Origin of the sequence: Photobacterium galatheae, from assembly GCF_000695255.1 — a bacterium.
GTDB classification, from domain to species: Bacteria; Pseudomonadota; Gammaproteobacteria; order Enterobacterales; family Vibrionaceae; genus Photobacterium; species Photobacterium galatheae.
The window spans coordinates 1-26,925 of sequence record NZ_JMIB01000002.1 but is presented as its reverse complement, the minus strand read 5'-3'; the positions used below and the strand labels follow the sequence as shown (position 1 = coordinate 26,925).

24 protein-coding genes are annotated in these 26,925 nt (G+C 50.8%); 6 read left to right on the top strand and 18 right to left on the bottom strand.

Annotated features, from left to right (window positions below; all coding sequences use genetic code 11):
• Positions 1–66: 66 nt before the first annotated feature.
• From EA58_RS00540 to EA58_RS00460, 16 genes are all read right to left on the bottom strand, one after another.
• Positions 67–1,563 (bottom strand): GumC family protein, encoded by a 1,497-nt coding sequence (locus tag EA58_RS00540; protein ID WP_036747890.1) that lies wholly within the window; start codon positions 1,561–1,563, stop codon positions 67–69.
• The gene (locus EA58_RS00535) at positions 1,560–2,687 is read right to left on the bottom strand and encodes a glycosyltransferase (RefSeq protein WP_036747666.1); all 1,128 of its coding nucleotides are present in this window, start codon (positions 2,685–2,687) and stop codon (positions 1,560–1,562) included. The genes EA58_RS00540 and EA58_RS00535 overlap by 4 nt, the downstream gene beginning before the upstream one ends.
• Positions 2,677–3,447: an acyltransferase gene (locus tag EA58_RS00530; protein WP_036747665.1), complete on the bottom strand. Its 771-nt coding sequence runs from the start codon at positions 3,445–3,447 to the stop codon at positions 2,677–2,679. The genes EA58_RS00535 and EA58_RS00530 overlap by 11 nt, the downstream gene beginning before the upstream one ends.
• 86 nt (positions 3,448–3,533) lie before the next feature.
• Complete coding sequence (locus EA58_RS00525; protein ID WP_081819507.1) at positions 3,534–5,000, bottom strand: O-antigen ligase family protein; 1,467 nt, start codon at positions 4,998–5,000, stop codon at positions 3,534–3,536.
• On the bottom strand, positions 4,997–6,421 hold the full coding sequence (locus EA58_RS00520) for a lipopolysaccharide biosynthesis protein (RefSeq protein ID WP_036747662.1): 1,425 nt from the start codon (positions 6,419–6,421) through the stop codon (positions 4,997–4,999). The genes EA58_RS00525 and EA58_RS00520 overlap by 4 nt, the downstream gene beginning before the upstream one ends.
• Positions 6,414–7,592, bottom strand: a complete 1,179-nt coding sequence (locus tag EA58_RS00515; protein WP_051641804.1) for a glycosyltransferase family 4 protein — start codon at positions 7,590–7,592, stop codon at positions 6,414–6,416. Before EA58_RS00515 ends, EA58_RS00520 begins: the two co-directional genes overlap by 8 nt.
• On the bottom strand, positions 7,579–8,850 hold the full coding sequence (locus EA58_RS00510) for a glycosyltransferase family 4 protein (RefSeq protein ID WP_051641803.1): 1,272 nt from the start codon (positions 8,848–8,850) through the stop codon (positions 7,579–7,581). The genes EA58_RS00515 and EA58_RS00510 overlap by 14 nt, the downstream gene beginning before the upstream one ends.
• Positions 8,851–9,054: 204 nt before the next feature.
• Positions 9,055–10,152, bottom strand: coding sequence for a glycosyltransferase family 4 protein (locus EA58_RS00505; protein WP_051641802.1), 1,098 nt, complete (start codon positions 10,150–10,152; stop codon positions 9,055–9,057).
• Between the two features lie 208 nt (positions 10,153–10,360).
• A complete protein-coding gene (locus tag EA58_RS20745) occupies positions 10,361–13,495 on the bottom strand; it encodes a PAS domain S-box protein (protein ID WP_051641801.1) in 3,135 nt (1,044 codons plus the stop codon).
• An 11-nt stretch (positions 13,496–13,506) separates the two neighbouring features.
• Positions 13,507–14,319, bottom strand: coding sequence for a phosphate/phosphite/phosphonate ABC transporter substrate-binding protein (locus tag EA58_RS00490; protein WP_036747660.1), 813 nt, complete (start codon positions 14,317–14,319; stop codon positions 13,507–13,509).
• A 48-nt stretch (positions 14,320–14,367) separates the two neighbouring features.
• Positions 14,368–15,948, bottom strand: a complete 1,581-nt coding sequence (locus EA58_RS00485; protein WP_161781004.1) for a SpoIIE family protein phosphatase — start codon at positions 15,946–15,948, stop codon at positions 14,368–14,370.
• 82 nt (positions 15,949–16,030) lie between these two features.
• On the bottom strand, positions 16,031–16,741 hold the full coding sequence (locus EA58_RS00480) for a P-loop NTPase family protein (protein WP_036747658.1): 711 nt from the start codon (positions 16,739–16,741) through the stop codon (positions 16,031–16,033).
• Positions 16,738–18,840 carry an SLBB domain-containing protein gene (locus tag EA58_RS00475; RefSeq protein ID WP_036747657.1) on the bottom strand — a complete coding sequence of 701 codons (2,103 nt, stop codon included), beginning with the start codon at positions 18,838–18,840 and terminating at the stop codon, positions 16,738–16,740. Before EA58_RS00475 ends, EA58_RS00480 begins: the two co-directional genes overlap by 4 nt.
• Entirely contained in the window at positions 18,840–19,685 is an 846-nt protein-coding gene (locus EA58_RS00470; protein ID WP_051641799.1) for an OmpA family protein, read from the bottom strand. The genes EA58_RS00475 and EA58_RS00470 overlap by 1 nt, the downstream gene beginning before the upstream one ends.
• Before the next feature lie 16 nt (positions 19,686–19,701).
• The gene (locus EA58_RS00465) at positions 19,702–20,034 is read right to left on the bottom strand and encodes an STAS domain-containing protein (RefSeq protein WP_036747655.1); all 333 of its coding nucleotides are present in this window, start codon (positions 20,032–20,034) and stop codon (positions 19,702–19,704) included.
• Between the two features lie 306 nt (positions 20,035–20,340).
• Positions 20,341–21,147 (bottom strand): hypothetical protein, encoded by an 807-nt coding sequence (locus EA58_RS00460; protein ID WP_036747653.1) that lies wholly within the window; start codon positions 21,145–21,147, stop codon positions 20,341–20,343.
• Between the two features lie 551 nt (positions 21,148–21,698).
• Here EA58_RS00460 and EA58_RS00455 point away from each other — a divergent pair.
• The 3 genes from EA58_RS00455 to EA58_RS00445 all read left to right on the top strand — a co-directional run bounded on the left by EA58_RS00455 (position 21,699) and on the right by EA58_RS00445 (position 23,277).
• Positions 21,699–21,965, top strand: coding sequence for a hypothetical protein (locus EA58_RS00455; protein ID WP_036747650.1), 267 nt, complete (start codon positions 21,699–21,701; stop codon positions 21,963–21,965).
• A gap of 90 nt (positions 21,966–22,055) precedes the next feature.
• Positions 22,056–22,253 carry a hypothetical protein gene (locus EA58_RS00450; protein ID WP_036747647.1) on the top strand — a complete coding sequence of 66 codons (198 nt, stop codon included), beginning with the start codon at positions 22,056–22,058 and terminating at the stop codon, positions 22,251–22,253.
• A gap of 523 nt (positions 22,254–22,776) precedes the next feature.
• Positions 22,777–23,277 (top strand): hypothetical protein, encoded by a 501-nt coding sequence (locus tag EA58_RS00445; RefSeq protein ID WP_036747645.1) that lies wholly within the window; start codon positions 22,777–22,779, stop codon positions 23,275–23,277.
• A 194-nt stretch (positions 23,278–23,471) separates the two neighbouring features.
• Here the strand turns inward: EA58_RS00445 and EA58_RS00440 are convergent, their stop codons facing one another.
• Both EA58_RS00440 and EA58_RS00435 read right to left on the bottom strand, forming a co-directional pair.
• A complete protein-coding gene (locus EA58_RS00440; RefSeq protein WP_036747643.1) occupies positions 23,472–23,885 on the bottom strand; it encodes a hypothetical protein in 414 nt (137 codons plus the stop codon).
• The gene (locus EA58_RS00435) at positions 23,875–24,141 is read right to left on the bottom strand and encodes a hypothetical protein (RefSeq protein WP_036747641.1); all 267 of its coding nucleotides are present in this window, start codon (positions 24,139–24,141) and stop codon (positions 23,875–23,877) included. The genes EA58_RS00440 and EA58_RS00435 overlap by 11 nt, the downstream gene beginning before the upstream one ends.
• Positions 24,142–24,546: 405 nt before the next feature.
• Between EA58_RS00435 and EA58_RS00430 the strand changes: the two genes are divergently transcribed.
• From EA58_RS00430 to EA58_RS00420, 3 genes are all read left to right on the top strand, one after another.
• Positions 24,547–24,759 (top strand): hypothetical protein, encoded by a 213-nt coding sequence (locus EA58_RS00430; RefSeq protein WP_036747639.1) that lies wholly within the window; start codon positions 24,547–24,549, stop codon positions 24,757–24,759.
• Complete coding sequence (locus tag EA58_RS21790; protein ID WP_036747636.1) at positions 24,759–24,977, top strand: hypothetical protein; 219 nt, start codon at positions 24,759–24,761, stop codon at positions 24,975–24,977. Before EA58_RS00430 ends, EA58_RS21790 begins: the two co-directional genes overlap by 1 nt.
• Before the next feature lie 184 nt (positions 24,978–25,161).
• A complete protein-coding gene (locus EA58_RS00420; RefSeq protein WP_036747632.1) occupies positions 25,162–26,772 on the top strand; it encodes an RNA-directed DNA polymerase in 1,611 nt (536 codons plus the stop codon).
• Positions 26,773–26,925 lie beyond the last annotated feature (153 nt).

Below are 26,925 nucleotides of genomic sequence, written 5' to 3'. Positions count from 1 at the left end.
GTGATTCAGAGACAGGGCTGGGGTCGGGGTTTTGCATTTTGAGACTCAAGATGAAAATGGGATCGCTTATGGCGACGGGATGCTGTTTTCTGTGCGTCTTTCTTCAATGGATGCACCAAGGTCTAAAGTCATTGCAGTCTGAGGTTGTGGTGGCAGCCGGGTAAGAACGGGCACGCCAGTCAGACTGGACAGGCGATCTTTTCTTCGGACCGATGTATCCGTCAGTTCAAGCATCAGTGCCGCGCCGCTACCAATGAAAATGCCTCCAACCATGCCAGACAGAATGAATACAATGACAGACAGGTTCGACGGCCTGCTGGGTGTAAAGGGCTGATCAATCACTTTGATGCGTTTGTCCTGTTCAAAAATACCCAGAGAACTGGTGAGCCGGGCCATTTCATATCGCTTGAGCAGTTCGTCATAGAGCTGGCTTTTGACGGCCAGATCCCGCTCCAGACGTTTTAGTTCCTGTTCTTTATTACCGAACGCGTGCGCCTTGGCTTCCAGTTCATGCACCATGTTTTTCAGACTGGCGGTTTCTTCCTGCAATGCGTCGACTTTGCTGCGGGCGAGCTGGAGCTGTTCGAGCTGTGAAATCAGTAACGGCTGTGTGTGTCCGTTGTCAGAGACCGTGTTGTGCGAAGCGATGTCCCAGAGCTGTTCAGGGTTCACCGGGGTGGGCGTGGCAGACAGGACTTTTTGCCTTTCATCTTCCAGTCTTCGGAGTTCACGCAGCGACCCCTGAACCGCAGAATGCTGATCCGTATACCTGGCCCGGAGAAGCGTGATTTCACTACGGGTTTTGATGATTTGTTCTTCAATACGCCCAATCACCGGATTCGTTCTGGACAACTGCTGGTCCAGACCGCCGAGGCTCCGCACGGCACCGGCAAGTTCGGAGTCTTTTTCAGCCAGACGCTGTTTGAGCTGGCCCAACTGCGTCATGGTTGACACCTGTAACTCGGGCAACTCAGTGATGTGCTCGCTTTTATAGCTGGCAAGTGCCTGTTCGGCTTTTTCCAGTTCTTCCCGCCGGTACTGAATGTGTTCCGACAGAAAGTAGCTGGAATCTTTCATGGAAGAACGCTCAGGGGCGAGCACTTGCTCAATGAAGTGACGGCTCACAATATCCAGAGTTTCTTTCATACCCTCCCGAGCACCGGAACGGTAGTCAATCCGGATCAAATCTTTACCCATCATACTGACGGACAGACCGGCAGAAAGACGGGCAATCACCGCATCGGCTTCGGCATCGCTGGTGTGATCGTGAATGAGCCCTCGGTCCCGAGCGACCGCGCCAAGGATGTGCCGGCTGTGGAGCAGGGTTTTTAAGGCGTCCATGCGGTCTTTCAGCATGGCTGAAACCGCGAGATCTTCCAGAAACGGATTCATTTTCGATGTTTCCTGAATCAGCATACTGGTATGGGATCGGTAGGACTTCGGGCTGAAGGTGCCAATGATGCCACCGAACACCGGGAGGATAAGAATCGGCAATACGATCAGATAACGTCGCCGCCAGGCCGCTTCCAGAATGATCAGAAACCGGTGTGACAGTCGCATCAGAGGACCTCCAGCCATTGGCTTACCTGCGCAGCTCTTTGTTGCCAGGTGTGGTCAGCGACAACATTTGCCTGATGAGGCACCGGAGATTGCTGGTATGCGCGCTGAATTGCATGCACCATCTCATCGGCGTTTCTGGCCACATGAATCAGTTTCCGGAACGGGGTCAGCGCAGGAAACGGCGTCGCCACCACGGGTTGACCGACGGCCAGATATTCAAGCAGTTTGAGCGGGTTACAGGCACGAATTTGTGCATTATCGACAAAGGGCAATAATGAAACTTGCCAGTGCTGGCTGTAGGACGGTAACTGGTCGTGCGCACGAGGGCCCAGCAGATGAACCTGAGGGAGTGCAGCGATCGGGCTGATGTCCGTATGCGTCTGACCGATAAAAACAAAATGCCAGTCTGGTAAGCGTTTGATCACTTCAGCCAGCAGCGGATAATCCAGCCACTCAGACAGGCTGCCGTAAAATCCAGCGACTGGCCGACCGTCATCCGGTAAGTCTGCGGCCCGCGGCACGGGTGAATTGAAGCGCGAGAAATCAACGCCGTGGGGAAGAATCCGGGTTTTCGAAGCCGGAAACTGTTCAGCCAGCACCGGGCTGGCCACCATGATGAAGTCGGCACGATGCACTAGTGTTTGCTCATGTTGGGAGATGGTCTGATGGTCAACACCAGCCAAAGCAGAAAAATCATCGCCGCAGTAGTAAACCACCGCCGATTCGCTCAGTTGCCCGCATAAATCGGCGGCAGTGGGCAGGGAAGTCCACAAAATGGGATCGCGCAGTTTGGATTGCCTGAGAATTGGAAGTAATTGACGACGCATCAGCCAGGCGGCCAGTTTTCGTTCCCATTGGGAGCGCGGGGCAGGAATCGTCTTCAGATTGATGATCTGCATCTTGTCGGGCACCGGTATACCGGACTGTGTTTGCTGGCCGGATTCCCGTGAAGCAAACAGTTTGACCCATGCCCGTTGAAGATCATGAAAAGTCAGGGCCGGGCGACGCAGGCCAATTGAATTGATCCAAAGCACCTGCCGGTCTTGCGCAAGATGTTGGATCAGATGCTGAGTACTGGAAGGCAGGCCCCCCCAGTCTTCACCGAAGACAATCAGATCATGCGGCATCTGTTTTTTCTCCGTCTGGCTGAATCTGGGACTGAGGGTGGAGCCGGGCGGCTAAGGGACGGATCACCCGTGCCGGGTTTCCTGCTGCCAGCACACCCGGTGGCAGACTTTTGGTCACTATGCTCCCGGCAGCGACAATGGTGCCCTGACCAATACAGACCCCGGGCATAATAGACACACCTGTGCCCAGCCAGACATCGTCTTCCAGAATAATGTCGCCGGTTTGTGAATCGGTATCCGGCTGCCCGGCGGCGCGGGCGACTGGGTCAAGCGGATGACCCGGATAGCCGCACAGAAAGCTGCGTCCGGCGATTCGGACGTTATTGCCCAGAATCACCTGAGTGCCTACTGCAATGGTGGTTTGCCAGCCAATCCCGACATTATCGCCCACCCGCAATTCAGGCACTCGGGAGCCATGAGCCCGCCCACTGAAAGTCGTGTGTCCCGAGATCCGGCAGCGATGTCCCACGGTGATTTTCAGCGGACCGGAAATAAAGGGCAGGCCGCCATACAGGTTTAAGCCCGGGCCACACTCCGTCAGACGACCTTTGAACAGCGGCGTCCACCAGAAAACCCGGGTCAGGGTTTGAACTGAGGTCAGCACAACTTTCCAACCGTGATAAAGCGGCAGGCAAAGCAGGCGCGGCGCAGGGATTTCTAATCGGCGCAGCCACAGACAAAGTTGCAATAAGCGCTTTGCCAGTGGGTGTTGACTGTATTTGAGCCATTGCTTTACACGATAAACCGACACAACGGACATGAGACCTCCTGCAGTCACAATTGCTGAAACAATCAATGTCATTAATCAGGCTAGTCTCAGGGTTATGCATAGGCGGTGCCAGTTCGTCATTTCGGGGATGTTTTCAAAGGCAATTTCGGTTTCTTGATGGATTGATGGCAGTTCGCTTCGCAAAGTGCAAGGGATGAGTCGCCGGACGGGGACATTCGTTGTGTCTGAGTTTTCACATAGTTGCCGACAGCAATCACCAGTGCCGCCAGAATATAGATGGGCCAGGTAAACCCCTGAGTCAGAAAGGTGCCAGACACAACAGTTCCCAGTAATCCGGCAAGCACAGCCTGCGCCGTTGTATACACGGCAGGATCGTAGTGTGTAAGGTTTGACTCAATCCGGCCCAGACTGACAAAAGCTGTGCGTATCAGACAAATAATCAGGGTCACAAAAACCGTGAGACCCAGAAATCCGGTTTCAGCCAGGACCCCGAACCAGGTGCTGTGAACTGCATGGTTCAGGCCGTCCCAGTGCGGACTGTAGAAAAAGTAATTGGCATAGAAGTTGTCCAGCCCGACGCCGGTGAACGGATGCGCAACCGCCATTTTTGTGGCTGCTTCCCAGGCATACAGCCGGCCCATGGCGGAGGCATCGATACCTTCTTCAGCGGCACCGCCAGAAGCCCGGTCTGAAATACCGGCGGCCAGAAAGAGAAACGCGGCCGCCAGAGCGCCGAGTGAGAAAAACAGGGTTTTGGATTGCATTCGCCGGTAGCCGAATAAGCCGAAGACGGCGAGGATCCCCAGCAGACCGCCACGGCTTTGGGTCGCAAGCACTGCGCTGAACAAAATAGGCGTCGATAGCAGCCCGATGAACCGGCTGTAAAGCGGCATGGTTTTGGTCAGCATCAGTGCAACAGCAAATGATGTCGGGAACATCAGAACCAATGCCAGATCATTGGGATCGCCCAGCATTGAGCCGATTGCGCGCCCGATTGTGACGCGGGTACCTTCTACCAGCCCGATCCCATTGGCTTTGTTGTACAAAGCGACGAGGCCGACCACCATACCTGAAAACGCGATTGTGTTAGAGGACAGGGCAAAGTCTTTCGCGGTCCGGGACAACCAGGCGATCGCAAAGACCATGATCAGGATTTTCCAGTAAGTTGCTTTAAAGTATGTGAGGGCAATCGCGCGGTTTTCGGCCATGATGACGCCAATCAAAACCAGGACGGCGAAGGTTGTCAGCACGGTCAGATCCCGGTGCCAGTAGGCGCGATACTGCTGCGAGATCCCCAGATGCCAGCACAAGGCACCCAAAGAAGCCAGTGACAGCAGCAGCGGAATTTTCAGTGAGTAAAGCTGTGGGAAGACTTCATGGATGCGGAAGAAAGAAAAAACCACAAACAGCAGCACCATGAGGAAGGGGCGGGTCAGCACAAACAAGATGGCAAACGGCGCAAGGCCGAATACCGGCAGGAGCAGGGGGTGTGGGATCAATTGCCATATTGCGCCGCAAAAAGCACACAATGCCAGCCCGAGCAGGCACTGATTTCTGGGCGACTGAAGATCTCCATTCGTCATCGTGACAGCGTCCTTTGCCTGAAGAAGCCCGGTAAGAGCTGCAAATGATGAAAACACCCGGCCAGCATCAGGGTTGCGATACCGGCAAGCAGTATCTGAGTCGCCGTACTCCACGCGAATATGCTCAGGCTCATCGCAAACATGGTCAGGACTGCGCCGGTTGCCAGTGCTTTTCTGCGGAAGGGCAGTGGATGCTGTACCTGACTGAAACGCCATGTCAGCAGGACACGAATGAACTGGGCGGTCAGCAGCGCAGTCAGAATGCCCCAGACAGACCAGTGTGGCGTGAGCAGGATCATCAGACTGACACCGATCATGGCACTCAAGCCCTGAATCATCATCAGGGCGCGGGTACGTTTGGTCGCTAAAGCGCCGAGATTCAGCAACTCGCAGATTTCTCGCAGCGCAGCGATGAGGATCAGAACAAACGCATAGCGGCTGGCCTGTGCATAGCTGGCTGGCATGAGCCAGTGAATGAATACAGGGGCGACAAGGCTGACACTGACGGTAATCAGTCCGAGCAGGGCGAGACCGTGGGTTGTCATTCGGGCGGCCTGATCCCGGCCATTTTCTCCAAACAGCACTCCGAAGCGCTTGGGCATCCACCACATGCCAAAGGGTTGCATCATCAGGACCACGGCGAGTGCAAATTTGCTGGCGACGGCATACTGGGCGACATCCTGCAGGCTGGCGAAGTGAGCCAAAACCCACCGGTCGAATCCGTTCAGGGTAAATGCCAGTAAGCCGCTGCCCATGATCGGCCAGGCGTAGCTGAGAATGGCCCGTCGGTTGACTCGCTGGATCCGGATGCCGGTATCCCGGTACTGGATGATGAGCAAAAGCGCGGCTTGCGTCAGTGCCACAATCAGTCCGGCTTCAAGAATACCGGTCACACCCTTGCCGGCATAAAGCATCCACAGAATCAACCCGGCATGAATGATGGCTCTCCCTGTTGTCAGCAGGAAGAACGTCCAGACCTGATCACGCATTCTCAGCCATGCCAGCGGGACAGCGATGCAGCTTTCGAATGCAAGGACGGTGAACATCAGACGTAACTCATAACGGGAAAACAAGGTCGGGCTGAGATCGCCAAGGACTGTGGCGGCTGTCCAGACAAGGGGCAACGTTAGGATGGCCATGCAGAGGGTAATCCCCATCACCTGACTGGCCTGAAATCGTTGATCCTGCTCATTTTGCGCAGCACCGGCAAAACGGTACAGCGCTTCGCTTAACCCCATGCCCAGAATAATGCTGGCAAACATGGCAATACTGGTCAGCACTTCCAATCGCCCAAATTCAGTGGGCGGTAGCTGATGGGTGATGAAAGGTAGCATCAACAGGGAAACCCCTTTCATCAGCACAAGACTGATGCCATACAACATCATTGATTGCATCGCTTTAGGAACGGGAAGTTTAACCATGTCTGACGCCTCTGATTCGTTCTTTCACGCGTTGGAATAGCGGCAATTTGGGGGGTATATCGGTGGCAGTTGGTGCGCAGAGTTCGGTGATTGCCTTGACGACAGGTTGATAGCATGTTTCCGCGCTGTAATTCTCGGCGAGCTGGCGCGCTCTGGTGCCAATCCGCTGAATTGTTGTCATGTCCTGGCTCAGCCATAACAGGGTGTGAGCCAGTGCATCACAGTCACCCGGCGGGTATTTGATACAGTGAATGCCATCCATTAACACAGAATCCCAGTAAGCCCCGTCAGATGGGATCACAACACAATGCCCTGCGGCCATGGCTTCCAGAATGGAAAGGCCAAAAGGCTCCTGAACACTGGTCGAAACGAACAGGTTAGAACGCGATCTGATAGCATCAAGGTTGAATGGGTTTTCATGCCAGTGAACCCGGGCGACCGGATGTCCGGCTTCAGACACCGACAATTGGGTTTGCCGGGGAGTGAGGTAGCAGATCTCTGTTTCCGGTCGATGCTGAACCGGCAGTGATTCAAGTGACTCAATTAGCAGATCCAGCCCTTTCCACTTCAGTAATGACGCGGCCCACAGCAGGCGAGGGCGTTCATACTGGCAGGCGCTGGGCCACTGTTCCGCGCAAAGGCCATTCGTAAACGACAGAAATTTCACTCGGGAGGGAGCAAATCGGTAGCCAGCCTTGTGAAGCGCTGCCGTAAGGCTTTCCTGGCAACTTTCGAGAAAACAGACTCGGTCAGCCGCTGACAGGCTTCGTCCAAGCAGGCGGGAATGTCCGACAGGGCCATGAATAAGTTGCAGCACGGGCCAGCCGGTCAGCTTTTTGATCAGGAAAAGAGAAAAATCGACCCCGGGGCCAGACGCACCGAGCAAGAGCGCGGGCTGGCCATATTTCAGGCAGACTTTGAGACCCGCAGCAGCCGTCAGCAGGTGACGCATCAGATAGCCGAGTCCATGAGGTCCTCCGGGCAGCCACCGGGGACGCCACAGCGGGATGTGTTCACAGTCTGGCAGTGGCCAGCTTTCCGGATCGTTGGTGAGCACCCGGAATTGAAATTGCCCGGCAGGGAGCTGTTTTAACAGAGAAACCGTCGCATTTTTGCTGCCGCCGCCAAAGGCGATGGGATCGATGATGAAGATGGTGTTACTTTTCGCCATGACAGGGTTCCTCTAACCAGCGCTGTGCCTGAAACCGGGTGAGTCTGTTTGGACGAAAGTTCAGAATGCCCCGGGACATGGCCCGCAGATGCCAGTCTTTATGCAAGCGAGGGAAGGCGTCAGTGTTACTGGCGAGGACATCGTAGAGCGCTTCAAATGACTGGCAATATTTTTCAATGGTCAGGTTTTCACGCACGTTGTTTTGTCCGGATGCGCCCAGACGTTGTCGCAGGTTCGGATCGGACAACAGTGTTTCGATTTTGGCGAGTAAATCGACTTCATTGTTTGTGGCGGCGAGAAGCCCGGTGATCTGATCTTTGATCACGCTGCCAACGCCGCCAATCTGATTGACGACCACGGGCAGCCCGGCCAGACTGGCTTCCGCAAGTGCCAGACCAAACGATTCGGAGTGTGCGCTGGAGACGTAAATATCCATCCCGCCTTTCATCCAGGCAATGGCATCGGCCTGTTGACCTGCGAAATGAACGCGATCATGGATATTCAGTTTTTCTGCCATCGCTTCAAATGTTTGCTGATCCCGTCCTTCGCCGAGCAGTACGAGATGAACCGGGTATCCTTTTGCGATCAGCCTGTGGGTGACATTCAGCAAATGGTCAATGCCTTTTTCCATTAACATTGCCCCGGCATAGCCCAGAACGATGGCATGTTCGGGAATGCCCAATGTGCTTCGGAACGGAAATGCTTCAACGGCTTCCAGCGCCTGGATATCAAGGCCGTTGGGAATGATTTGGCATTGATCCGGAGAGAATCCTTCCTGCATAAAGGGTGACAGCACATAGTCGCTGACACCGACCAGTAAGGGGGCCTGATAGAGACCCAGAGAAAGGCGATCCCGAAGTGAATAATGGGCATGCAGGTGAACAAGCATCGGCGTCTGGCACCATCTGGCAGCCCAGTGCATCCACTGACATGGGGCGCCGCTATTGCAGTGGACCACGTCTGCGCGGTAGGACTGAATTAAGCGCTGACCGGCACGAACCAGTTGCCACCAGCCATACAACCGGAACTTGGGTTTTCCCCAGCCAAGTAATAAGGAAAAAGGTGTGGCATGGCAGGCGACGCCCATCGCTCTGGCCGCCATCGCTAACTCCTGGCTGTTACACCACAGCACCGGTGTATAGGCCTGTCTGTCAAGATGCGCGAACAGATTCAGCAGGCACCGCTCACTTCCCCGGATACCCTCGTCGCCATAGTGAACAAACAAAATGGTTTTGGTTTTGTTTGATTCCCTGTTCATCATTGCCTCCGAACCGATGTCGATGGGTGTGCGAGTTTTTACAATGCGTTTTTTTGATACACATCTTTTCGATACATATCTTTTCGAGACTCAGTGTTGACGATGCGTTATCTGTGCCAACCAGCTGCGTGTGCGAAGACACTTGTGTGATTGAACTGTGTGATTCAGATGTTGCCCGTTTGATTGTTCATTCGTGCTGCTTCGTCAGATCAGCTTTGCTGGTGTCAGATTGACGACAAGCGAATATTGTGCCAGCAATGCGGGCAGAACGGCTTCGGCTGAAAATTGCTCCCGGACTGAACGGAGCGCTTGCTGGCGCATGTGCATGCGTTGTTCGGCGGGGAGTGTGAGCCAGTGATTCAGCCAGTAATGCAGATTTTCAGGCTCATCCGGGGAAATCAGCCAGCCATTATGGTCATGGATGATCGCGCGGCTCATTGCACCCACCGCCGTTGCAATGACAGGGATGCCGAACGAAAGGGCTTCCAGTGCGGCCATCGGCAGCCCTTCGTGTCGGGAAGGCATGATGAGCAGACCAATGTTCGGCCAGATGTCAGACATATCGGCTTGCATACCGTGAAAGTGCAGGTTCGCCGGGCAGTTTTGTGCTAACGCAGTTTTGAGCGGACCGTCGCCATAGCAGTCAAACTGAAATGCCGGGCATCGCCGGGCCAGTTCAACAAAGCGATCCGGGCCTTTTTCATGGCTGAGACGGCCAACAAAAGCGATTTGGTGGCCCTGAGAAGCCGTCTGGCTCAGATGATTGATGAAATTATCCAGCACGATTGATGGCCGGGAAAGTCGGCTGGCAATATTGTGACTGACGGCAAATGTGGCATTGGCAAAACAGGCCGTGGCTCTGTCAGCCATGTCATAGAGCGCCAGCCTGCCATGACAGGTTTCACCGGCATGATAGGTCGAAACCACCGGACAGGACAAAAAGGGTTTGAGCAGACGGCATAAAATTCCGGCTTTGTAGCCGTGGGTATGAATCAGTAAGGGGCGAGTGTGTTTTGCAAGACGGAGTAGGCTGCTGAGTTTGCCGTCCAGCACGGATACGGAGACTGCGCGTGCCGTCAGTCTGGCGATCAGCGGGTGTGTCTGGCCGTAGTCTTGCCACAGGATGACCTGAGTCTCATAGTGACTGGCTTTTAATGCGGTTGCCAATTCCTGAATATGGGTTTCAATCCCGCCCAGAGTCTGGCTGTCCACAATCAGCCAGATCGGACGGCTGGCCGATCTGGCGGGCGTGGTTTCGGGTATGCTTTTGCGTATGTTTTCGGGGATGACTTTCTTACTCATGCAGAGTCTCGCAGCAGACAATCGGAGACGGTATCCCGGCAAGTTTGATGCCACTCTCTGTGGCAAAAAAAGCTGTGACAGAATAGACGCTGGACGTACTGCAGGGTGTTGAGCCATACCGGCCTTCTCGGTGACTTGTGTTGCAGTTGCATTTTGCAACTCAAAGTGCGTCTTTCACCAACTACCCACCACCCACCGCCCACACAGCTCAGCTCCCTGTTTTCAGGGCAATTGTGTGAAGATCTAAGGCGCTCAGTTGCAGGAATGATTTTTCTGCGACAGTCAGCAGTTGCTCACCCAGTTTGAGCGCATCCGCTGGGCAATTTTGGATACACAAATGTTCAATGCGTCTTGCCAGCATGGACAGCCGGATATTGCCGTAACTTCCAGCGCTGCTGGCGAGCGCGTGGGTTTCAAATTGCAATTGTTCCGGGTTCTTTTTCCGGATGGCCGCGCGGATGGTTGCAATTCGGCTGTTACTGTCTTCAAGATACAGTTCAACCAGCATTTCGGTATCCTCGAAAGAGGTATCTTCAATCAACTGGAGAATCGTTTTTGGGTCAACGAGTGGATACAGCGACAGCGGAATTTCGTCTTGATTTGCACTGAAGGTTTCGGCTTCATCAATGGTCTGAAACGATTCGGAGAGCGGATGTGCTAAGTCGCACTGCGCTGGTTTCATCCATTGGTTCAGACAGTCCAGTAACTGGGCTTTGTGAATGGGCTTGCTCAGGTAGTCGGTCATTCCGGCAGCCAGAAAACGTTCCCTGTCGCCGGTCAGCGCGTGGGCGGTTAAAGCGATGATCGGTAATGACTGGTTCTCGGGTGAGAGGGCGCGGATGTGCTGTGTTGCTTCCATGCCGTCCATACCGGGCATCGAAATGTCCATCAGGATAAGATCATAATGATGATTCTGCACGGCACGAATTGCTTGCTCGCCACTGATGGCCATGTCGGCCTCAATGCCGGCAGATTTCAGCATGTGATCAATGACCAGACGGTTCGCGGCATTATCCTCTGTGACCAGAATCTTCATGCCGGTTGTCATAACCGGTGACTGAGTCTGGTTCAGAAGATGCGTCGCATCTTGCGATGCAAATGCCAAGGGGATGTTAAAGAAGAAATCACTCCCGGCTTTGAGGGTGCTGGAGATGCCTATCTCACCCCCCATGAGTTGTATCAGGCGTTTGCAAATTGCCAATCCCAGACCTGTGCCTTCTGTTGCTCGTGTATATCCCTGATCAGACATGGTGAACTCGTCAAACAGGCTGGTTTGTGCTTCCTCTGCGATGCCAATCCCGCTGTCAATGACGTGGCAGTTCAGGTGCCAGCACGCTTTTTTCCTGAAAGAGGCGTCTGTGCAAGAGGTCTCTGTGAAAGAGACATCCATGAGCGAGGCTTGGGTGAGCGAGGTTTGGGTGAGCGAGACTTCCACGCGAACTCCGCCCTGAGGGGTGAACTTAATGGCGTTGTGGATCAAATTGAGCAGAATCTGACGGATACGGCCCGCATCTCCCAGCGCGAAGTTGTTGGCTTCCGGAGGCAATGATAATGACAGTGCGAGATGGTGCTTCTCAGCCAGAGGCATCATCAGTTCAATGGCCTGATGGAATACCTGCTGAATATGGAAGGGCTCATTGTTCAGCACCAGATTGTTAGCTTCCATTTTGGAGAAATCCAGAATGTCATTGATGATGGCCACCAGGTGTTTACCGGATTCATGGGCGGTTTGAACCAGATTTTTCTGATGCGAAGAGAGCGTTTCGCCCTGCAGGATATCCAGAATACCCAGCACGCCGTTCATGGGAGTCCGTATTTCATGGCTCATCGAGGCCAGAAAGCGGCTTTTGGCTTCATTGGCTTTTTCTGCTTCCCGTCGTGCTGTTTGTAGCTTGGCCTCATGGGCTTTTTGTTCTGAAATATCAATGAAGTGGCAGACGTAAAGCGTATCCTGCTCGTTCGGGAATACGGGCGACGCACTGAAATAAATGGGGACAGCCTCGCCGCGAACAGGGTGTAATACCAATTCGCCAGACCACTTTTCGCCCTGATGTATGGTTTGCCACATTTCCTGATGCACGGGCACAAGGCGGCTGAGGCTGGGGAGTGGCGCGCAGGACTCCGGGTCATAACCGGTTAACTGCTGAAAGGTTGGGTTGTAGCGAAGGATACTGCCAGACTCGTCTGCAAAAAAGATGGCTTCCTGAGCATCAAAAGCCTGAGCGGCCAGCAGTTGTTCTTTTTCGGCAACTTTGCGGGCTGTGATATCCCGGATATACGACACAAATAAATAGTCTCCGTCGGTTTCAACCGGAGAGACGGCCAGTTCCACCGGAAAAGTATGACCATCTTTATGCAGCGCCAGGGTTTCAATGCGACGGCCCAGCACCGGTCCTTCGCCGGTGTTAATGAAGTGACGCATGCCCTGACGGTGCTGCGATCTCAGGTGTTCCGGCACCAGATACGCTGCCATTTCCTGATGCAGGATTTCATCTTTGTGCCAGCCGAAAATCACTTCGGCGTTGGTATTGTAATCAACGATGTAGCCGGATTGATTGATGGTAATGATGGCATCCAATGACGCTGTGAGGATCGCTTGCTGTATTTTTTCGTTTCGATGCAGCTCATGCAGGGTCCGGCTATTGTCCGCCAGCAAATTCTGGATTTCCTGCTGATTTTTCGCCAGCGTCAGTGACATGGTGTTCAATGAACGAACGACAGCCCCCAGCTCATTGTTTGTGTGATTGGGCAGCGTCATCCCCGGACCGTTGTGCGTGATTTCATCAACTGCCATTTTGAGCCGGCTTAATTGCCGGGTGAGCGCGGTTCCCAGTACAAACGAGCAGACTGCGACCAGAAGGACCCCCAGACCCGCGATGGATGTAAACATCTTTCCTGCGTCGGTGAGCAGGGTTTCCAGCTTTGCTGTCGAAAAGCCAAGCTCAATACTGCCGTAGACGGTTCCGGCTTCAACGATTGGGTAGTGGATGTCATATATGCCGTCATCGACGTCACTGATGCCGCGATCTTTACCTGAACTTGGTGGGTTGGAGGGGACATCACCGCCTTCAGCAAGCATCTGGACCTGATTCCTGATCCGGACGTATTTGATGTCTGAAATCGCCATCATCTCGTCAACCAGGCTGTTTAATGTTGCCAGGTCGTAAGATAGCACCGCATCTTTGGTGGCACGGGCAAATAGCGTTGTGGCTGCCTGCGCGCGTTGTTCCAGCTGGGACTGGTTTGACTGGCTGAGATAGTTCAGCGCGTTACTGACTAACAGCACCAGTACAAGTACTTCAATGAAGGCAATGCCCAGAATGGTTTTCAGACGAATACTCATCAGGGGCTCCTTTAATGCAATAAATCGTGCAATAAGTCGATTTGCAGGGCGCGAATATCATCCCAGTTACCGTCCTGGGCAGCCTCAAACCCGGAGATGGCTAATTCAGTCAGGGCTGTCTGGCCGTTTTGATTGTCTGAGAGTGCGATCAGTGCCTGTTGGATGCTGGTGGCTGTCTGATGATCAATTCGGGGATGCACGGCGATGGCATGGGAGGTATAGCCTTTGGTTGTCCAGATGGGGGTGAGCTGGTTTCTCACCGCCGGGTCAATGCTGTTGAACGTGCGCATTACACCGCCACCGGCAGGAAAAATGCCCTGAGCCACCGCGAGATAAACGGAATCGTGGGATGACACATACTTGGGCGTGAAACGGACATGGGCGGCGGACAGATCGGTGCGGGTTAAAATGCTGGCCGCAAATGCGGCCGGAGACGGAAACGCGAGTGTCTGCTGGTCAAGCTGCGGCAGGGTTGCGATCCCGCTGTCTTTCCGAACCACAATAATGCCTTTGATTTGCTTGTTGGCTGCCTTGGCAATTGCTTTGTACCCCGGTTCCTGATGGAAAACGACATAATGATACGGGTTCATGTAGGCGAGATCGTATTCCCCGTTTTTTAAACGTTTTTCGAAGGTGGGGATATCAGGCGCGGTTGCAAAGTGGATGGTATGGCCGCTCAGCGCTGAAACCTGCGTGAGGATTGGCGTCCATACCCGGGCGAGTTTGCTGGCGGCTTGCTGAGGAACAATCCCAAAAATAATCTCTCTGGTATGTGCTGGCTGGGTCACCAGCAAGGCAAGGAACAGGGCAATCAGAATTCTCATCTTGACTCCTTAAAGCTCGCTTAAGCGGTTGCATCTGAAGGAATGGGCTCATTCGCAATCCCGTTCAATCAGCAGCAGCAGGGCATCATCGTTCGGCTTTCCCCCGGTGAAGTCATCAAAGACTTGCATGACGTGCGCCATGGCATCGTCGAGTGGTTGGGAAAGCGTCTTTCTGAGTGCATCTAGCATTTTTCGTTCCAGTTCCTGTCGGCCACTTGGTGTCATAGCCGATTCAAACAAGCCATCGCTGATCACCGCCAGACGTTGTCCGGGTTCCAGCGACTGAGTGATGGTGGGGTAGTGCGGGTCGTCCAGCAGCCCGGGCAAAATACCGCTGATGTTTACAGCCTGAATGCCCTGTTTCGTGATGAGCAGTGGTGGTGGATGTCCGGCGGAAGCCAGAACGACCTCTCCGTCCGGATGCAGACAGAGTGCGCTGCAGGTCAGGGTGACCTGAGATAAAAAATGATCGGTGCGTGCCCCCATGGACAGACGCCGCAAGACCTCATCCGGCGGACAATCAATTTCCGCAAGATTTAACAACATCCCCCGCAGATAACCGGCGTAGGCATAAGAGAAAAATTTGGCGGTATCGTTGTGCCCCATGATGTCTGTGACCGCGATAAAAAAGCTGTTTTCGCATGGCTGAGCAATCACAAAATCACCGCCGCCGATACCTGTATTTCGCTGCCTGACGGCAAGACGCCAGCCCGGGCAATTGGCAGGAAGCTGAGGTGATAGGGCGCTGGCAATCTGCCGGTTCACCTGACCGGTCAGATGGCGGTAGACTTGTTTCGAGCGCTCAAGCACGCGGTGCACGGTGTGTAACAGCATTTGCTTGCTGACGGGTTTGGTCAGGTAGTCATCAATACCTATGGTGGCAGCCTGCTGGAGCATTTCACTGGTATTGGCCGTTGTCAGAAAGATAAAGGGTACAGCCGCACCGGGCGACAGTGAGTTGAGCTGTTCTCTGAACTCCAGGCCGTTCATCCCGGGCATCTGAATATCTGACAGGACTAAATCAATATGCTGATGCCGGATGACAGCCAGTGCCTGCTGGCCGTTATCGGCGGTCAGTATCTGGAAGTCTTCGGTCAGGTAAGTCTGGTAAAGACGCTGCTGTGAGGGTTCGTCATCAACAATCACGATCGTTGGCCGGGGATCGTTCAGGCGGTTGGTCCAGGTGATCGTCAGGCAATTGAATGCATTGGCTGTTGTGTCTGCCGCCTGATAAGCGAGGTCACTGCACTGGGTTCTCAGCAGTGCGATTCCCCGGCCGGATTCAGCTTCCAGCGTCAGGGCATCCAGTGTAAATGCATCCAGCAGGGTGTCCGGCGTGGCAGGGTTTAACTGAGTCGGATCCCAGCTCCCGCCATCGTCCTCAAGCGTCAGTAACCACGCCTGAGAGGACATGCTGAATTTGACCTTGAATAACCGGGCAGCCGGAACACTGTGCTGGACAAGGTTGGTTGCAGCCTCGGCAAAACACAGGGCGATTTGATGGGCTGTCTGACGGTCAGCCTGACTCAGGCTCAGTGCCTGCTGAAGCAGTCGCCGGATTTTCGTAACACTGGCGAGGGTAGCGGGCTGTTCGATGTCCAGTAAAACAGTTTTTATGTTCATGTTCATGTTTATGTTCATGTTTATGTTCATGTCCATATTCAGATCCATTGTATGTTCACGTTTGTCGGCGGCTTTTTTGTCATCCATGTTACAGCTCTATGGAGAGTAGTTTGTTTTCAGACACTTTTTTGCGCAATGCCATGACCAGCCGTCGGCAACATTGCGGCAGTCGGTCCAGTTCACGCTGGATCTCTGAACGCAGTGGCGGATGGTATTGGTCGTTGAGAATTGTGCCGGTCAGTCGGGCACCTGCGAAACGTAGTGACTGTGCGCATGACTCCGCCAGACTTTCGGTAGTCTTGCCTGCCATCACCACCAGCAGGCAGCCATCGCAGGCGGCTGCGACGCTTTCCGGTGGAATACAGATTTGGTTTGTCTGCGAGACAGGGGATGTATCAAAGATAATGAGGTCATAAGTCGCTTGCCATTCTTTGATCCAGCTTGAGATGGCATGCGGGCGTCGCAGCATCATCCGGTCGGCTCTGCCTGAGGGCGCAATGATGCCGTTGAGAATGACTGGCGCAGCATCAATACAGACTGTGCAGGGGGTGCCAAATGACGGCTCAGTTGCTGTTTCAGGATGAAGCTGAACCGGCAGTAGTGTGGGGTGGTGCAGGTTGAGGTCGACCAGCAATGTATTTTTACCGGAAAGTAAATGCCGCTGGGCGAGAGCCACCGCCAGTGAGGTCACCCCTTCTTCTGCATTCACTGAGGTAATCGCCACACTTTTCAGTTCTTCCTGAACAATGTGACGATAGATTTGCTCAATTTGAGGCAAGTCGGGTGAGAAGGTATTCATAATAAGCCCACCAGTGCGGCTGTGGCGGCGAACTGGAACAGATCATTCATACCGCGCCGAAATGCTTCCATCGTGCTCTCACTGCGGTCCGGAATATACACGGTATCGCCGGCGCGTATGACAGGAAGCAGGCTGAAATTACCGGTCCGGCCAAACTCAGTGAGATCAAAGGTTCTGGCCTGATCCCGGCAACAGGACAGATTGACCACGGTAATTTTTTCGACATAGGCGTTGCCACTTGGTCCGCCAGCCTGCGCGAGTAAATCTAGCAGGGTCATGTTGTCATTAAAACGGTAGCGTCCCGGCTTATTCACGGCACCGAGCACCCGAATGGTGGATTCTTTACTTTCTTCCAGCCAGTTGCGATCTTTTTCCGGAATGTAGATGGCATCTCCTGTGGTGACTTTGGGCAGCAGGTTTTCATCGCCGGTTTCGAAATATAACGCGAGATTCAGTTTGGTCACTCTGGCGGTATCGCCATGGCGATGGGTAATGCGGATATTGTGGATATCCGCATTGGCGGTCGGGCCATCAGCCGCCGACAGAATATCGAGAAAATGCATGCGGTTTGTAAACCGATAGCGACCGGGCGCACCGACCTGTCCAAACACATAGATAGACAATTCAGAACTCTGTCGGACCCATTGCGATTTGTTATCGGTCGGATCCTGCGGTAAATCATGCACCCGGACGGTTGTGCCCGCACGGACCGGGGGTAAATCGCTGTTGCGGGAACTGTTTTTCAGGAATTGATCCAGGTTGAAGGTGTAGGTCTGGTTCACACCGGCAGCACTTGGGGTCATCACTTCAATTCTGGCGGTATCTGCCCGTGAGGTCGGGCCGCCGACATGGGCCAGCAAATCAAGCAGATTCATTTCACTTGACCATTCAATCCGGCCGGGGCGAATGACTTCTCCGATGATTCTGACGGCACGTTGTGGTGACACCTTCAGCCATGATTTTTCGTTCATGTCGGTCTTTTCGGGAATGAAAATCGCGTCTCCCGGGGAAACCTGAGGAAGCGCTCTGCGTGACGTGCCTTCGGTGAAACCAGACAAGTCGAAAGACTTGATGTCTCCCTTTGCCGTGATAATGCGGATCTGGCGGGATTCAGCGAAGCGGGTCGGGCCACCGGCATTGGCGAGAATATCCATAAAAGAGGTGCCCTGTTTGGTCTCGTAAGCGCCGGGTTTGGCGACTTCACCCATGATATAAATGGTGTTCGCGCCACGCTTAACCTCTTCTTCCTGACGGGGAACAAAGACGGTTGCCCCCGGCACGATGGGCGGTAACAGCGTTTCCTGACCGGTATCCAGATACTGTTTCAGATTAAAAATGACGGGTTCATTGTTTGAAATGACCCGGATTTGCTCAACACCGGCATAGCGGGTGACGCCGCCGGCCCGCATCAGCAAGTCGACCAGATTTGCCGTGTCTTTGTGTGAAAAGCTGCCGGGGTGATTGACCTCGCCAAACACTTTAACGGCCCCTCTGTCGCTGGCGGCATCTCCGGCATCTGCCAGATTCTGGGGGTCAAAATCCTGTTCGATATTCCCGATCATGGGCGAGGCGGGAACGAAGATGACATCCAGAGATTGCAAAACCGGCAGTAAAGACTGATCGCCGGAGTCGAGAAAGGCTTTGTAGTTAAATGTGCGGGTGTGGCCTGCACGCTTGAGCTGCATGACATTTAGCTGTGCCCCCGGACGCATGCCCCCGGCTGCAACAATCGCGGCCTGAACCGATGCGCTGGCGGGGAGGGTGTATTCACCGGGTGTGTTGACATAGCCCTGGATACTGATCAGCAACTGTCGCTTGCTGACATACACGCTGAGATGATCCAGATCGCGAATCACACTTCCCAGTTTGTCGCGAATAAAAGTGGTGACAGAAACCTCGGTCTGCCCGGCGACTTTCACAGGGCCGATTTCCGGTAACTGAATCTGGCCCTGCCGGTCAACCTGAAAGGTCCGGTTCAGAGATGCTTCCCCCGGGAGGCTGATGGTCAGTTGATCACCATGCTGAATGGAATACGCTGATGCCGTGGCAGACACCACTACAATCAGAATTGCCGAGAGGAATAGACGTAAGCCAGACATCAGGGCGACTCCTTACCGTGCTTGGGCTGTGCATAGGACCCGGATATGGGGTGGGCGATCTCAACAAGCTCGATACTGACTCTGCGGTTTGTCAGACGCACTGCCGGGCCGTGTCCTTCAAATAACGGGTCTTCGCTGCCGACGGAAGCGATACTGATCCGTGTTGACGGCAGTCCGAAAATTTCAAGGTATCGCTGTACCTGCTTCGCACGGTTCAGTGCGAGCCGTTGATTGAATTCAGGCGTGCCGACCCGGTCGGCATGACCGGTAATGTGCAGGCGATAGGTGGGAATATCCCGCAGCAGAATGGCGGCCTCGGCAAGGTGCCCCATGTACTTGGGATTCACTTCCGGTGAGTTGAACGCAAATTGATTGTCGCTGTTGAGTAGTTGATACAGTTTGCTGGCCAGTGCTGCCGGTGCCGGCAGGTTCGCCGTCTGAGGCTGACATGCCCCTTTGTTTTTTACATGATCAAGCTGGTTTTCCAGTCTTTTCAGCAGATTTCGCTGAACGATTAAGTCGTTGGCCGCATCGTAACTCAGTCCGCCTTCCAGCTCTCTGGTGATGCGCTGTTGATTTTGCTTTGCCTGGACAACAGTTGCTGGAAAGCACTGCTCTGCACCTTCCAGTACCAGAATGTCTAAATGCTGGCTGACCATGTCCAGTTCAAAGCGCAGGCCATGCTCAGGCCCCAGCGGTTGATCCGGCATCACAGGGGCCAGCGTCACCGGATAATGCTCTGCCATCCCCCCGGTGCCTTTTTCCGGCCAGACGGTGCAGCCAGTCAGCAAAAGCTGGGGGAACGTGAGCAACAAAGTGAGGATCCATCTGCTGTCCGTACACATGGGCAATTCCCTGAGATTATTTTTCTGTAACCGGGGCATACGGGTTGATTGAAATTGCCTGATCGATTCTGAGCAGCTTCAGCAGTTCCAAAGGCTGGCCATGAACCTGATTCAGCGAAAGCGTACAATGCTGTTCGCGAAGCCGCTTGTAGAGATAAACAATGGCACCAATGCCGGACGAATCAATAAAGGGTACCTGGTTGAAATCCATGGTGATTTCCGGCCCTTTTTCCTGCGTAATGATCTGGTCCAGATAAGGCTGGATATCCCGGCAGCCCTCTGCATCCATTTCGCCCTGAATAACAATTGTGATCTGACTGTCTTTCCCCTGAATATATTCCAGCTTCATAACGACTCCCGACACGGTCTGAGCATTACAGTGAATGCAATACATTGAAATCAAAATATGAAATTTGCTCGAAAATGCTCAGGCAGGAAGTATGCCAATGCGTCATGATTCACAGAGAAGAGGCACCGAAAGCCGGATGGCAGCCGGGTTCCTGAATTCAATGAAAAGAGAGGACAGATTGGGAAAGACGAGGGTTTGCATTTTGCGAATCAAGTTGCATTTCGAATCAAGATCAGCGACTTAGCAAGTCAGCAAAAAGCTGCGTTCATGAATGAAGGGATTGCCTGCGCGATCACAGGAAACGGCTTATTGATTCTGCTCATGCATGATCTTGATTGCAGTTTGGATCAGTTCGGGTGTCAGGTCTGTGGCCGTCATTTTCATCTTGCCTGTAAAGCCGTAAAGTATTGAAATAATTTTGGCTCTGCTTTCACCACTCAGCACCTCATCAGATTCAGCAAGATACTGCTCAAGCAGTTTTATGAGTGTTTGCAATAAAATCGTGTCTACTTGATTTTTTGCTGCGTGCTTGTCCGGAAAATGCAGGGAGTCAGGTTCGGCCACATGACACTCGGTCTTTATCATGGCGCGATTTCGCATTAGCCCGTAGGTGCCAAGCTGGCCGCCTGCAATCGACTTTTTCTCGGTTGTATTGAACTGCGGGACAAGGACTTGTCCTTTTTCTGCTGACGGACGGAGCGTGTCGGCCAGCGCTTGAGTGTTCGGACCGACATGAATTTCAAGTTGCTGATAATCGACTGTCTTGCCCTTGTGTTCAATCTGAGCCGGGTGGGTGAGGAGCAGCATTGTTTGCTCTGCCAGTGAGCACAAATACACCTGCCAGGGTTTGTATGCCAATTTCGCCTGAATCTTATTCGCAAACGCTTCTCTTGAGAGGTGATGGTTGACGAAAAAGGGTTCGCCATCATTCGTCAGTAACCAGTTCAGATTTGCGTTTTCAACCCGGCGAAGCAGTTGAAGGGACGCTGTATCAGGAAACTGGCCGGTGAATATGGCTGCAAATTCGCGCTCAGACAACCCAAAGCTTTCTGCCCAGTTTGACTGGGTCCGGTCTTGCTGAATAAAACGAAGGCGATGTTCAAAGGTTCTCACTGGATATCATCCTATGGGTGTCATGTGTATGAAAATCACTGTGTTCAGTTTGGTACAAATGTAACTCAAAATCATATTTGATTGCATGGTGAGAGTGGGTTGATATATGAATTTTGTGAGTTGAATGTCGAGGTTAACTGAGTGATTTTTATCTCCTGAAGGTATTTTTCTTCGCATTCTAAAGATGTTTGTGTTGTTTTTCTGAGGGCAATTAGCACGGAATTGGGTCAAAGAGTGAAGCAATGTAGAACTTTTGCTTGTTTTTTTAGAGTGAATCGTTATAAATTGAGTTTCATAATGAATAAGATTGTTTATACGTTTAAATAAAGATGGTTCTTTAAGCGCATCACTTGAGTGAAGACAAGTCACATCACTCATGATGAGAGAATATTTAGCCCAAGATAAATGTGTAATCAATGAAGGAATGAGAAGGTGAGAATAGTGTTTTATTTTGGGGTTTATGCAAGTTAATTAATTTTAAAAGCAAGTAAGTAACTTGTGGTCATTGTACACGATATTTTATAAAAAATGATTCATTTTGGGAGTGTTTTATGCCTTTTGATTTTTCTGCTGACTTTAAATTTTTCGTAACAATCATTTTCTTTGTTATATTATTTGGGATCATTTGGTTAGTTAATGTCATCATTGATTCCGCAACAGGTCGATTACGAAAGGCATTCATTGCTTTATTATGGGTCATTGCACCTTTCGCTATAATCGCGGCGATTGTTTTGGCTTTCCAAAGTTTTGTGGCACTATGGCCAATGTCATTACATTTATTGCTATTATTCTTAGTTATAAGATTTGTATTTAAATGAAATATTCATTCCTTTGCGTGATACGCTCCAGCATCAAAATCATCATATTCAGCACCACAGTTGCGACCGCCACCGTCAGCAAATCCATTGATGAAGCCGTGCTGGCCGTGCGCAGCACACCCCAATACCCTCAGTTATGAGCAGGTGGTGTTTGTAGACGAAGTGACAAAGGAAGACCGAATCAGCCAGACTGACCGCATCAGCTGGCTGAAAGGCCAGAGCCGGGAAGGGCAGAAGGCCGTGCTGGGCCACGTCAAAAAAGTTGCAGCCCTGCAACAGGGCCACTGAAAGAGAACATGATCGCCACCCCCTGGAAGCATCTGAAGCCATTGTCAGCACCATTGCTGAAGCACAAAGGCATCGACACCGAGACCCTCTGATTCTGCTGAAAAATTGGGCAATTTTGCCTATGTAGCTTGGATATGATGAGCGACAACAGTACAAGCCAGTGCAGACGAACGGCAGAAAGCTAGGAGCAAATCATGAATACCGCACAACAACTCCCTCAGTTCCACTCAGCGAAACCCATTGTGAATGAAGTTGTCTGCGAATGCGGCCACCGCATCTGCGACAGCAAAGGCGTGATCCGTCCTGCTGCGTGAAAATCGCGAGGGGATAGCCTTGTGCCGTTGTAAGCGGTGGGTGGAAGTGCCTGTAAACAGGAAAGAATGTTGATTAAAGATAATATTATATTCCTTTTATATCTCAAGTCTGCTCCTATGGCAGGTTTCATTTCTTGATCTGACCTTTAAGACGTTGTGCCTGAATAATATAGATTACACTGTATGTGAAAATTTCTGTGAGGTTCCTTATGATCAAGATAATTAAAGATGTTAACGGGAGGGAATATGAATTTCAGATTAGATGGAATAATGAAAATTTGATTAATGGTGAGGCTGAATTTATTTTGAAGGCAATTAAAAGTCCTGAAGGTGGAACCGTTGAAGCTATAGTTAAAATTATATTGATGGAGGAGTCTGTTTGCATTGTAATAGATTTATTGACAGAACATGGTTGGGCAACAAAATTTATACCAATCACTGAATTATTTCAAGGGGAAAGCCAAGCTGAACAATTTATAGAAAATATGCCACCTCTTATTTTTGGTGACCCAATATTAGGGTGCTTAATGCGCTCTGGATTAAGCGCTCTCATCGGAGAGATATTGTCTTGTAAAGATAATACGTCTGAAGTAGATATGCTGCATGAACGTTTATTAGCTATATGTCGGTGTTTGAGAGCGAAATCGAATACAATTACCATAAAGATAACCTTAAGAGCTATGAAATGTATGTGTTTCGACATGGGGTAGGAGATGACTATCAAATCGAGTTCTTTTGGTAAAACTCAATTAAGTGATGTTAATGCTGCCCGTTTTGCAGAACAAGTTCGAACAAAACAGTTGAATTCGCTTGCGGCAAGGACTTTGAAACGAGGCCGGGTACATTTAGCGAAGATGTGAAAGGAAACCTGAGAGTAGCTCAGGCTTCCTTTTGATTGAATGAACTAAGAGTTGTTATTTTTGCTTGTTCCAAAGACGTAACCAAGTAACGCGGTTAACGTTGGGAATAGAACATTTAACAAAATAAGCTGAAGAGTATCGAACCAAAAAGCCCGAAACTCAGTTCTTTGAGTAGCATAAGAAGTTGAAAGGGCATCGATCTTTTGGAGTTGCTCTGTAGTTAGTGCTTGGCTTGTTGCCTTTATCGTTTCTAACTGATCAAACGCATTAAAGTATCTGGATTCACCCCACGTGAAAATGATTAGGATGACTACTAGAAATCCAACCAACACCCCGATGATGCCCCAGGTAAGTGACACACCGGCTTTTTCTTTACCTGTCAAAGGCTCTGGTTCACTAACTGGGGCAATATTAGGGGTTGTTTCCTTTGCATTTTGCAAATCTAGATCATCCGGCATTTGGTTCCCTTGTTGGCTTTTCTTCTTTTGCCTTCTTGATGTTTGATAGTTCTGTCATGACTAATCGATGGACATCTTTGCCTTGTTTTGTTGCTGATAAAATTGTCCTATCATGGCTCACTTCTTCTGATGCCCAGTCAAGCAGAGTAAGGGCAAGTCTGGTTAAGTCAGTTGATTTAGACACATTTAATCTTTTCTGAAGTGTACTCAGGAATTCAGAGTCAACAGAAACACGAACTTCAGTTTTTGGAGACATAGTGCTACTCCTCTTAATATCCGTAGCTATGCCAATTTTAGTGGATATTTTATGGAGTGACAACGGAGTTTATTGATTGCCAAGTAAAGTGATCTTCGTTGTCGTTCAACCTTGACACCCCCAAAATGCGCAGTTAAGCTCATATTCATAACAGCAAAATCTGTTATCTGGATTGGCGTCCAGCAAACTAAGAGAGCCCGAAAGACGCGCTCAGCGTCTTTTTTGTTGGGCTGCGCTCGCGCACACCTGGAAAAAACAGTACTCTATGGTAGCTTGGGCAGGGGCGACTTCGGTCGCGCCGGTTCCTCTTAGGCCGGTTACGCCAACCCTGTCCGAGTTGCCACCATCGTGAGTATTGGCGTCTCCGATTTGGCAGCATGAATTGCATCTAAGAGGAGACATGCTATGTCTATAAATTCAGCTTCTGCTTTCCAGGCAATCAACAAAGATCCGCACACCTTAGTCCTCGAAGCCCGGGAAATGATTGGCGGGTTAGCCGCAATCTCCAGCGCATCCTCAGGCCCGGTTGAAACTCTCACCGCTGAACATCTTTTTTATCTGTTTGCATCCATCTACGAAAAACTCGACATCGCCTTATTCAAGATGGAGGCAGAATAATGGTACAGGCTCATATTACCGAACTTGAACCAAAACGACTCGATGTCATGTATCAGGAACTGTCGGGGCCGTACCCCGCCGTCGTCTGCGAATACGGCCACTGCATCTTCACCCACCAAGGCGTCATCCGATCCCGCTGCGTCAAAGTCGCAGAGGGCGTCGCGCTGTGCAGGTGTAAGCAGTGGGTGGAAGTGCCGGTGGGGCTGAGCTTCTATTGATGTGATCGGAGTAAGCAAACGCCAGAGATGGCGTTTGCTTTACCACTCTTTGGGTAATGAAATTGGTTGAAATTTATGTTTTATTGCATAATTTGAGCATGTGCAAGGAATTGAGTATGCATCATGGGTATTGTATGGGCTTGTAAAAATATAATATTAGCCATATGAAATAAGGTCGAGTGATATGATAGAAAAGCTTTTAAAAAAGGGTTATTTTCCGCAAGAGTTGCCTGGTGTTTTCAGTACCGAAGATTATAGTAGAGTTCTATTAAACCCTGAAATTCAGGATTTATCTCCTTTTTCTTACGGACGCGACGGACCCAAATATACAAGTGAATGTGCAAAGTATAATTTGGCAAGAAGAGGTAAGTTACGTCGTCCTTTGAGCGTCCCAAATCCAATAAATTACTATCATATATCAAAGTTAATTTCTGATCATTGGGCTGAGTTTGAGGAAGTATATAATCGTTCTTCTCAATCTTTAAGTAAGCCTGTTGAAGATGATAAGTCTAGAGCTCTAAAGTGGGAAAAAGGGTTTTCGCATCTGCCAGAGTCCAAACTAAAAACACGTACAGCATCTAGATATATCTTGAAAGCAGATATTTCAAACTTCTACTCAACAATTTATACACATAGTATACCTTGGGCGATACATACAAAACCTGTTGCTAAAATGCAAAGGAGATTTCGAAATAGCCTTGGTAATAAAATTGATACGATAATTAGAAATGGTCAAGATCAACAGACAAAGGGCATACCCATAGGTACTGATACCTCTTATGCTATTGCTGAATTGATAATGTCAGAAGTTGATAAACAACTAGTCGAGAGGATTGGTTCTAACTATCATCGATATATAGATGACTTTGAGTTTGGGTGCAAAACTCTCCAAGAAGCAGAAATTATTTTATCTACACTTCAAGAGGTACTCGCTTCATTCGAGCTAGAGCTGAATACATCAAAAACACAAATTATTGAATTACCTCTTGAAGTCGATCCTAAGTGGCTGCATGAACTTCAAAAGTTTGATATCAAGATGGTAACTCCTGCGGCACAAAGAAGAAGTTTATTAGCATTCTTTGACATGACGATGGAGTTTTTATCTGAAGAGCCAAGTGAACCAATATTAAAGTATGCAGTTGTACGGACCTCATCTCATATCGTGCAAAGTGAAAACTACAGTCTTTATCAACGTATTCTATTACAATGGGCAATAGCAGAACCATCCACGTTACCAATTGTAATTGATTTTATCGCGTTCTATAAGAATGCCGGAATTATAATTGAACTCTCTGAAGTTAAAAAGACATTGCAGTTTATTATTACTGAGAATTCTCGGCAAAGCCATACAAGTGAGATTTGTTGGGCGATATGGGGGATGATGCTGTTAAATCTTGATTTTGATTCAAATGTAATTGATAGTTTGAAAAATATTGAAAACTCTTTTATTGCTTTGCTGACACTGGATGCCCAGCAAAGAGGATTAATTTCAAGAGATGTCAGTTTCGACTTTTGGTCAAGCTTGATGACTCAATCAGAACTAAAAACAGGTAACTGGCTTCTAGCCTACGAGGCTCTCAGAAAGGGGTGGCTTGCGTCAATTGACGGAACTGATTACATTGAAAATTCAGGCGGATTTTCAACGCTATCTGAATATGACGTTTCTTTTTATGACCCAGCTCAATTAGAACGATACGATCCTAAAATTAGGTATCAAAACTTTAGCCGACTAACTGCAGAGCAACTTAGGTATTTCTTGTATCGAGATCGCCCCATGGGTAATAATCCGTTCTAAGTATGCTAATAAAGTGTCTTTAATGTTTAAAGTTTAATGCTGAGGGTTTGATACAATGATATATCCCCCTCCCACCGCTTCCAAGCTTCTGCCACTCTCCCCACATTGATGGCGACCGAGCCCCTGAGTTTATCCTCAGGGGCTTTTCCGTTT

Bases quoted from the DNA above. Each gene is read 5' to 3' on its own strand.
- EA58_RS00535 (WP_036747666.1), bottom strand. From the start codon at position 2,687: ATGCCGCATGATCTGATTGTCTTCGGTGAAGACTGGGGGGGCCTGCCT.
- EA58_RS00530 (WP_036747665.1), bottom strand. From the start codon at position 3,447: ATGTCCGTTGTGTCGGTTTATCGTGTAAAGCAATGGCTCAAATACAGT.
- EA58_RS00525 (WP_081819507.1), bottom strand. From the start codon at position 5,000: ATGACGAATGGAGATCTTCAGTCGCCCAGAAATCAGTGCCTGCTCGGG.
- EA58_RS00520 (WP_036747662.1), bottom strand. From the start codon at position 6,421: ATGGTTAAACTTCCCGTTCCTAAAGCGATGCAATCAATGATGTTGTAT.
- EA58_RS00515 (WP_051641804.1), bottom strand. From the start codon at position 7,592: ATGGCGAAAAGTAACACCATCTTCATCATCGATCCCATCGCCTTTGGC.
- EA58_RS00510 (WP_051641803.1), bottom strand. From the start codon at position 8,850: ATGAACAGGGAATCAAACAAAACCAAAACCATTTTGTTTGTTCACTAT.
- EA58_RS00505 (WP_051641802.1), bottom strand. From the start codon at position 10,152: ATGAGTAAGAAAGTCATCCCCGAAAACATACGCAAAAGCATACCCGAA.
- EA58_RS20745 (WP_051641801.1), bottom strand. From the start codon at position 13,495: ATGAGTATTCGTCTGAAAACCATTCTGGGCATTGCCTTCATTGAAGTA.
- EA58_RS00490 (WP_036747660.1), bottom strand. From the start codon at position 14,319: ATGAGAATTCTGATTGCCCTGTTCCTTGCCTTGCTGGTGACCCAGCCA.
- EA58_RS00485 (WP_161781004.1), bottom strand. From the start codon at position 15,948: ATGAACATGAACATAAAAACTGTTTTACTGGACATCGAACAGCCCGCT.
- EA58_RS00480 (WP_036747658.1), bottom strand. From the start codon at position 16,741: ATGAATACCTTCTCACCCGACTTGCCTCAAATTGAGCAAATCTATCGT.
- EA58_RS00475 (WP_036747657.1), bottom strand. From the start codon at position 18,840: ATGTCTGGCTTACGTCTATTCCTCTCGGCAATTCTGATTGTAGTGGTG.
- EA58_RS00470 (WP_051641799.1), bottom strand. From the start codon at position 19,685: ATGTGTACGGACAGCAGATGGATCCTCACTTTGTTGCTCACGTTCCCC.
- EA58_RS00465 (WP_036747655.1), bottom strand. From the start codon at position 20,034: ATGAAGCTGGAATATATTCAGGGGAAAGACAGTCAGATCACAATTGTT.
- EA58_RS00455 (WP_036747650.1), top strand. From the start codon at position 21,699: ATGCCTTTTGATTTTTCTGCTGACTTTAAATTTTTCGTAACAATCATT.
- EA58_RS00450 (WP_036747647.1), top strand. From the start codon at position 22,056: ATGAAGCCGTGCTGGCCGTGCGCAGCACACCCCAATACCCTCAGTTAT.
- EA58_RS00445 (WP_036747645.1), top strand. From the start codon at position 22,777: ATGATCAAGATAATTAAAGATGTTAACGGGAGGGAATATGAATTTCAG.
- EA58_RS00440 (WP_036747643.1), bottom strand. From the start codon at position 23,885: ATGCCGGATGATCTAGATTTGCAAAATGCAAAGGAAACAACCCCTAAT.
- EA58_RS00435 (WP_036747641.1), bottom strand. From the start codon at position 24,141: ATGTCTCCAAAAACTGAAGTTCGTGTTTCTGTTGACTCTGAATTCCTG.
- EA58_RS00430 (WP_036747639.1), top strand. From the start codon at position 24,547: ATGTCTATAAATTCAGCTTCTGCTTTCCAGGCAATCAACAAAGATCCG.
- EA58_RS21790 (WP_036747636.1), top strand. From the start codon at position 24,759: ATGGTACAGGCTCATATTACCGAACTTGAACCAAAACGACTCGATGTC.
- EA58_RS00420 (WP_036747632.1), top strand. From the start codon at position 25,162: ATGATAGAAAAGCTTTTAAAAAAGGGTTATTTTCCGCAAGAGTTGCCT.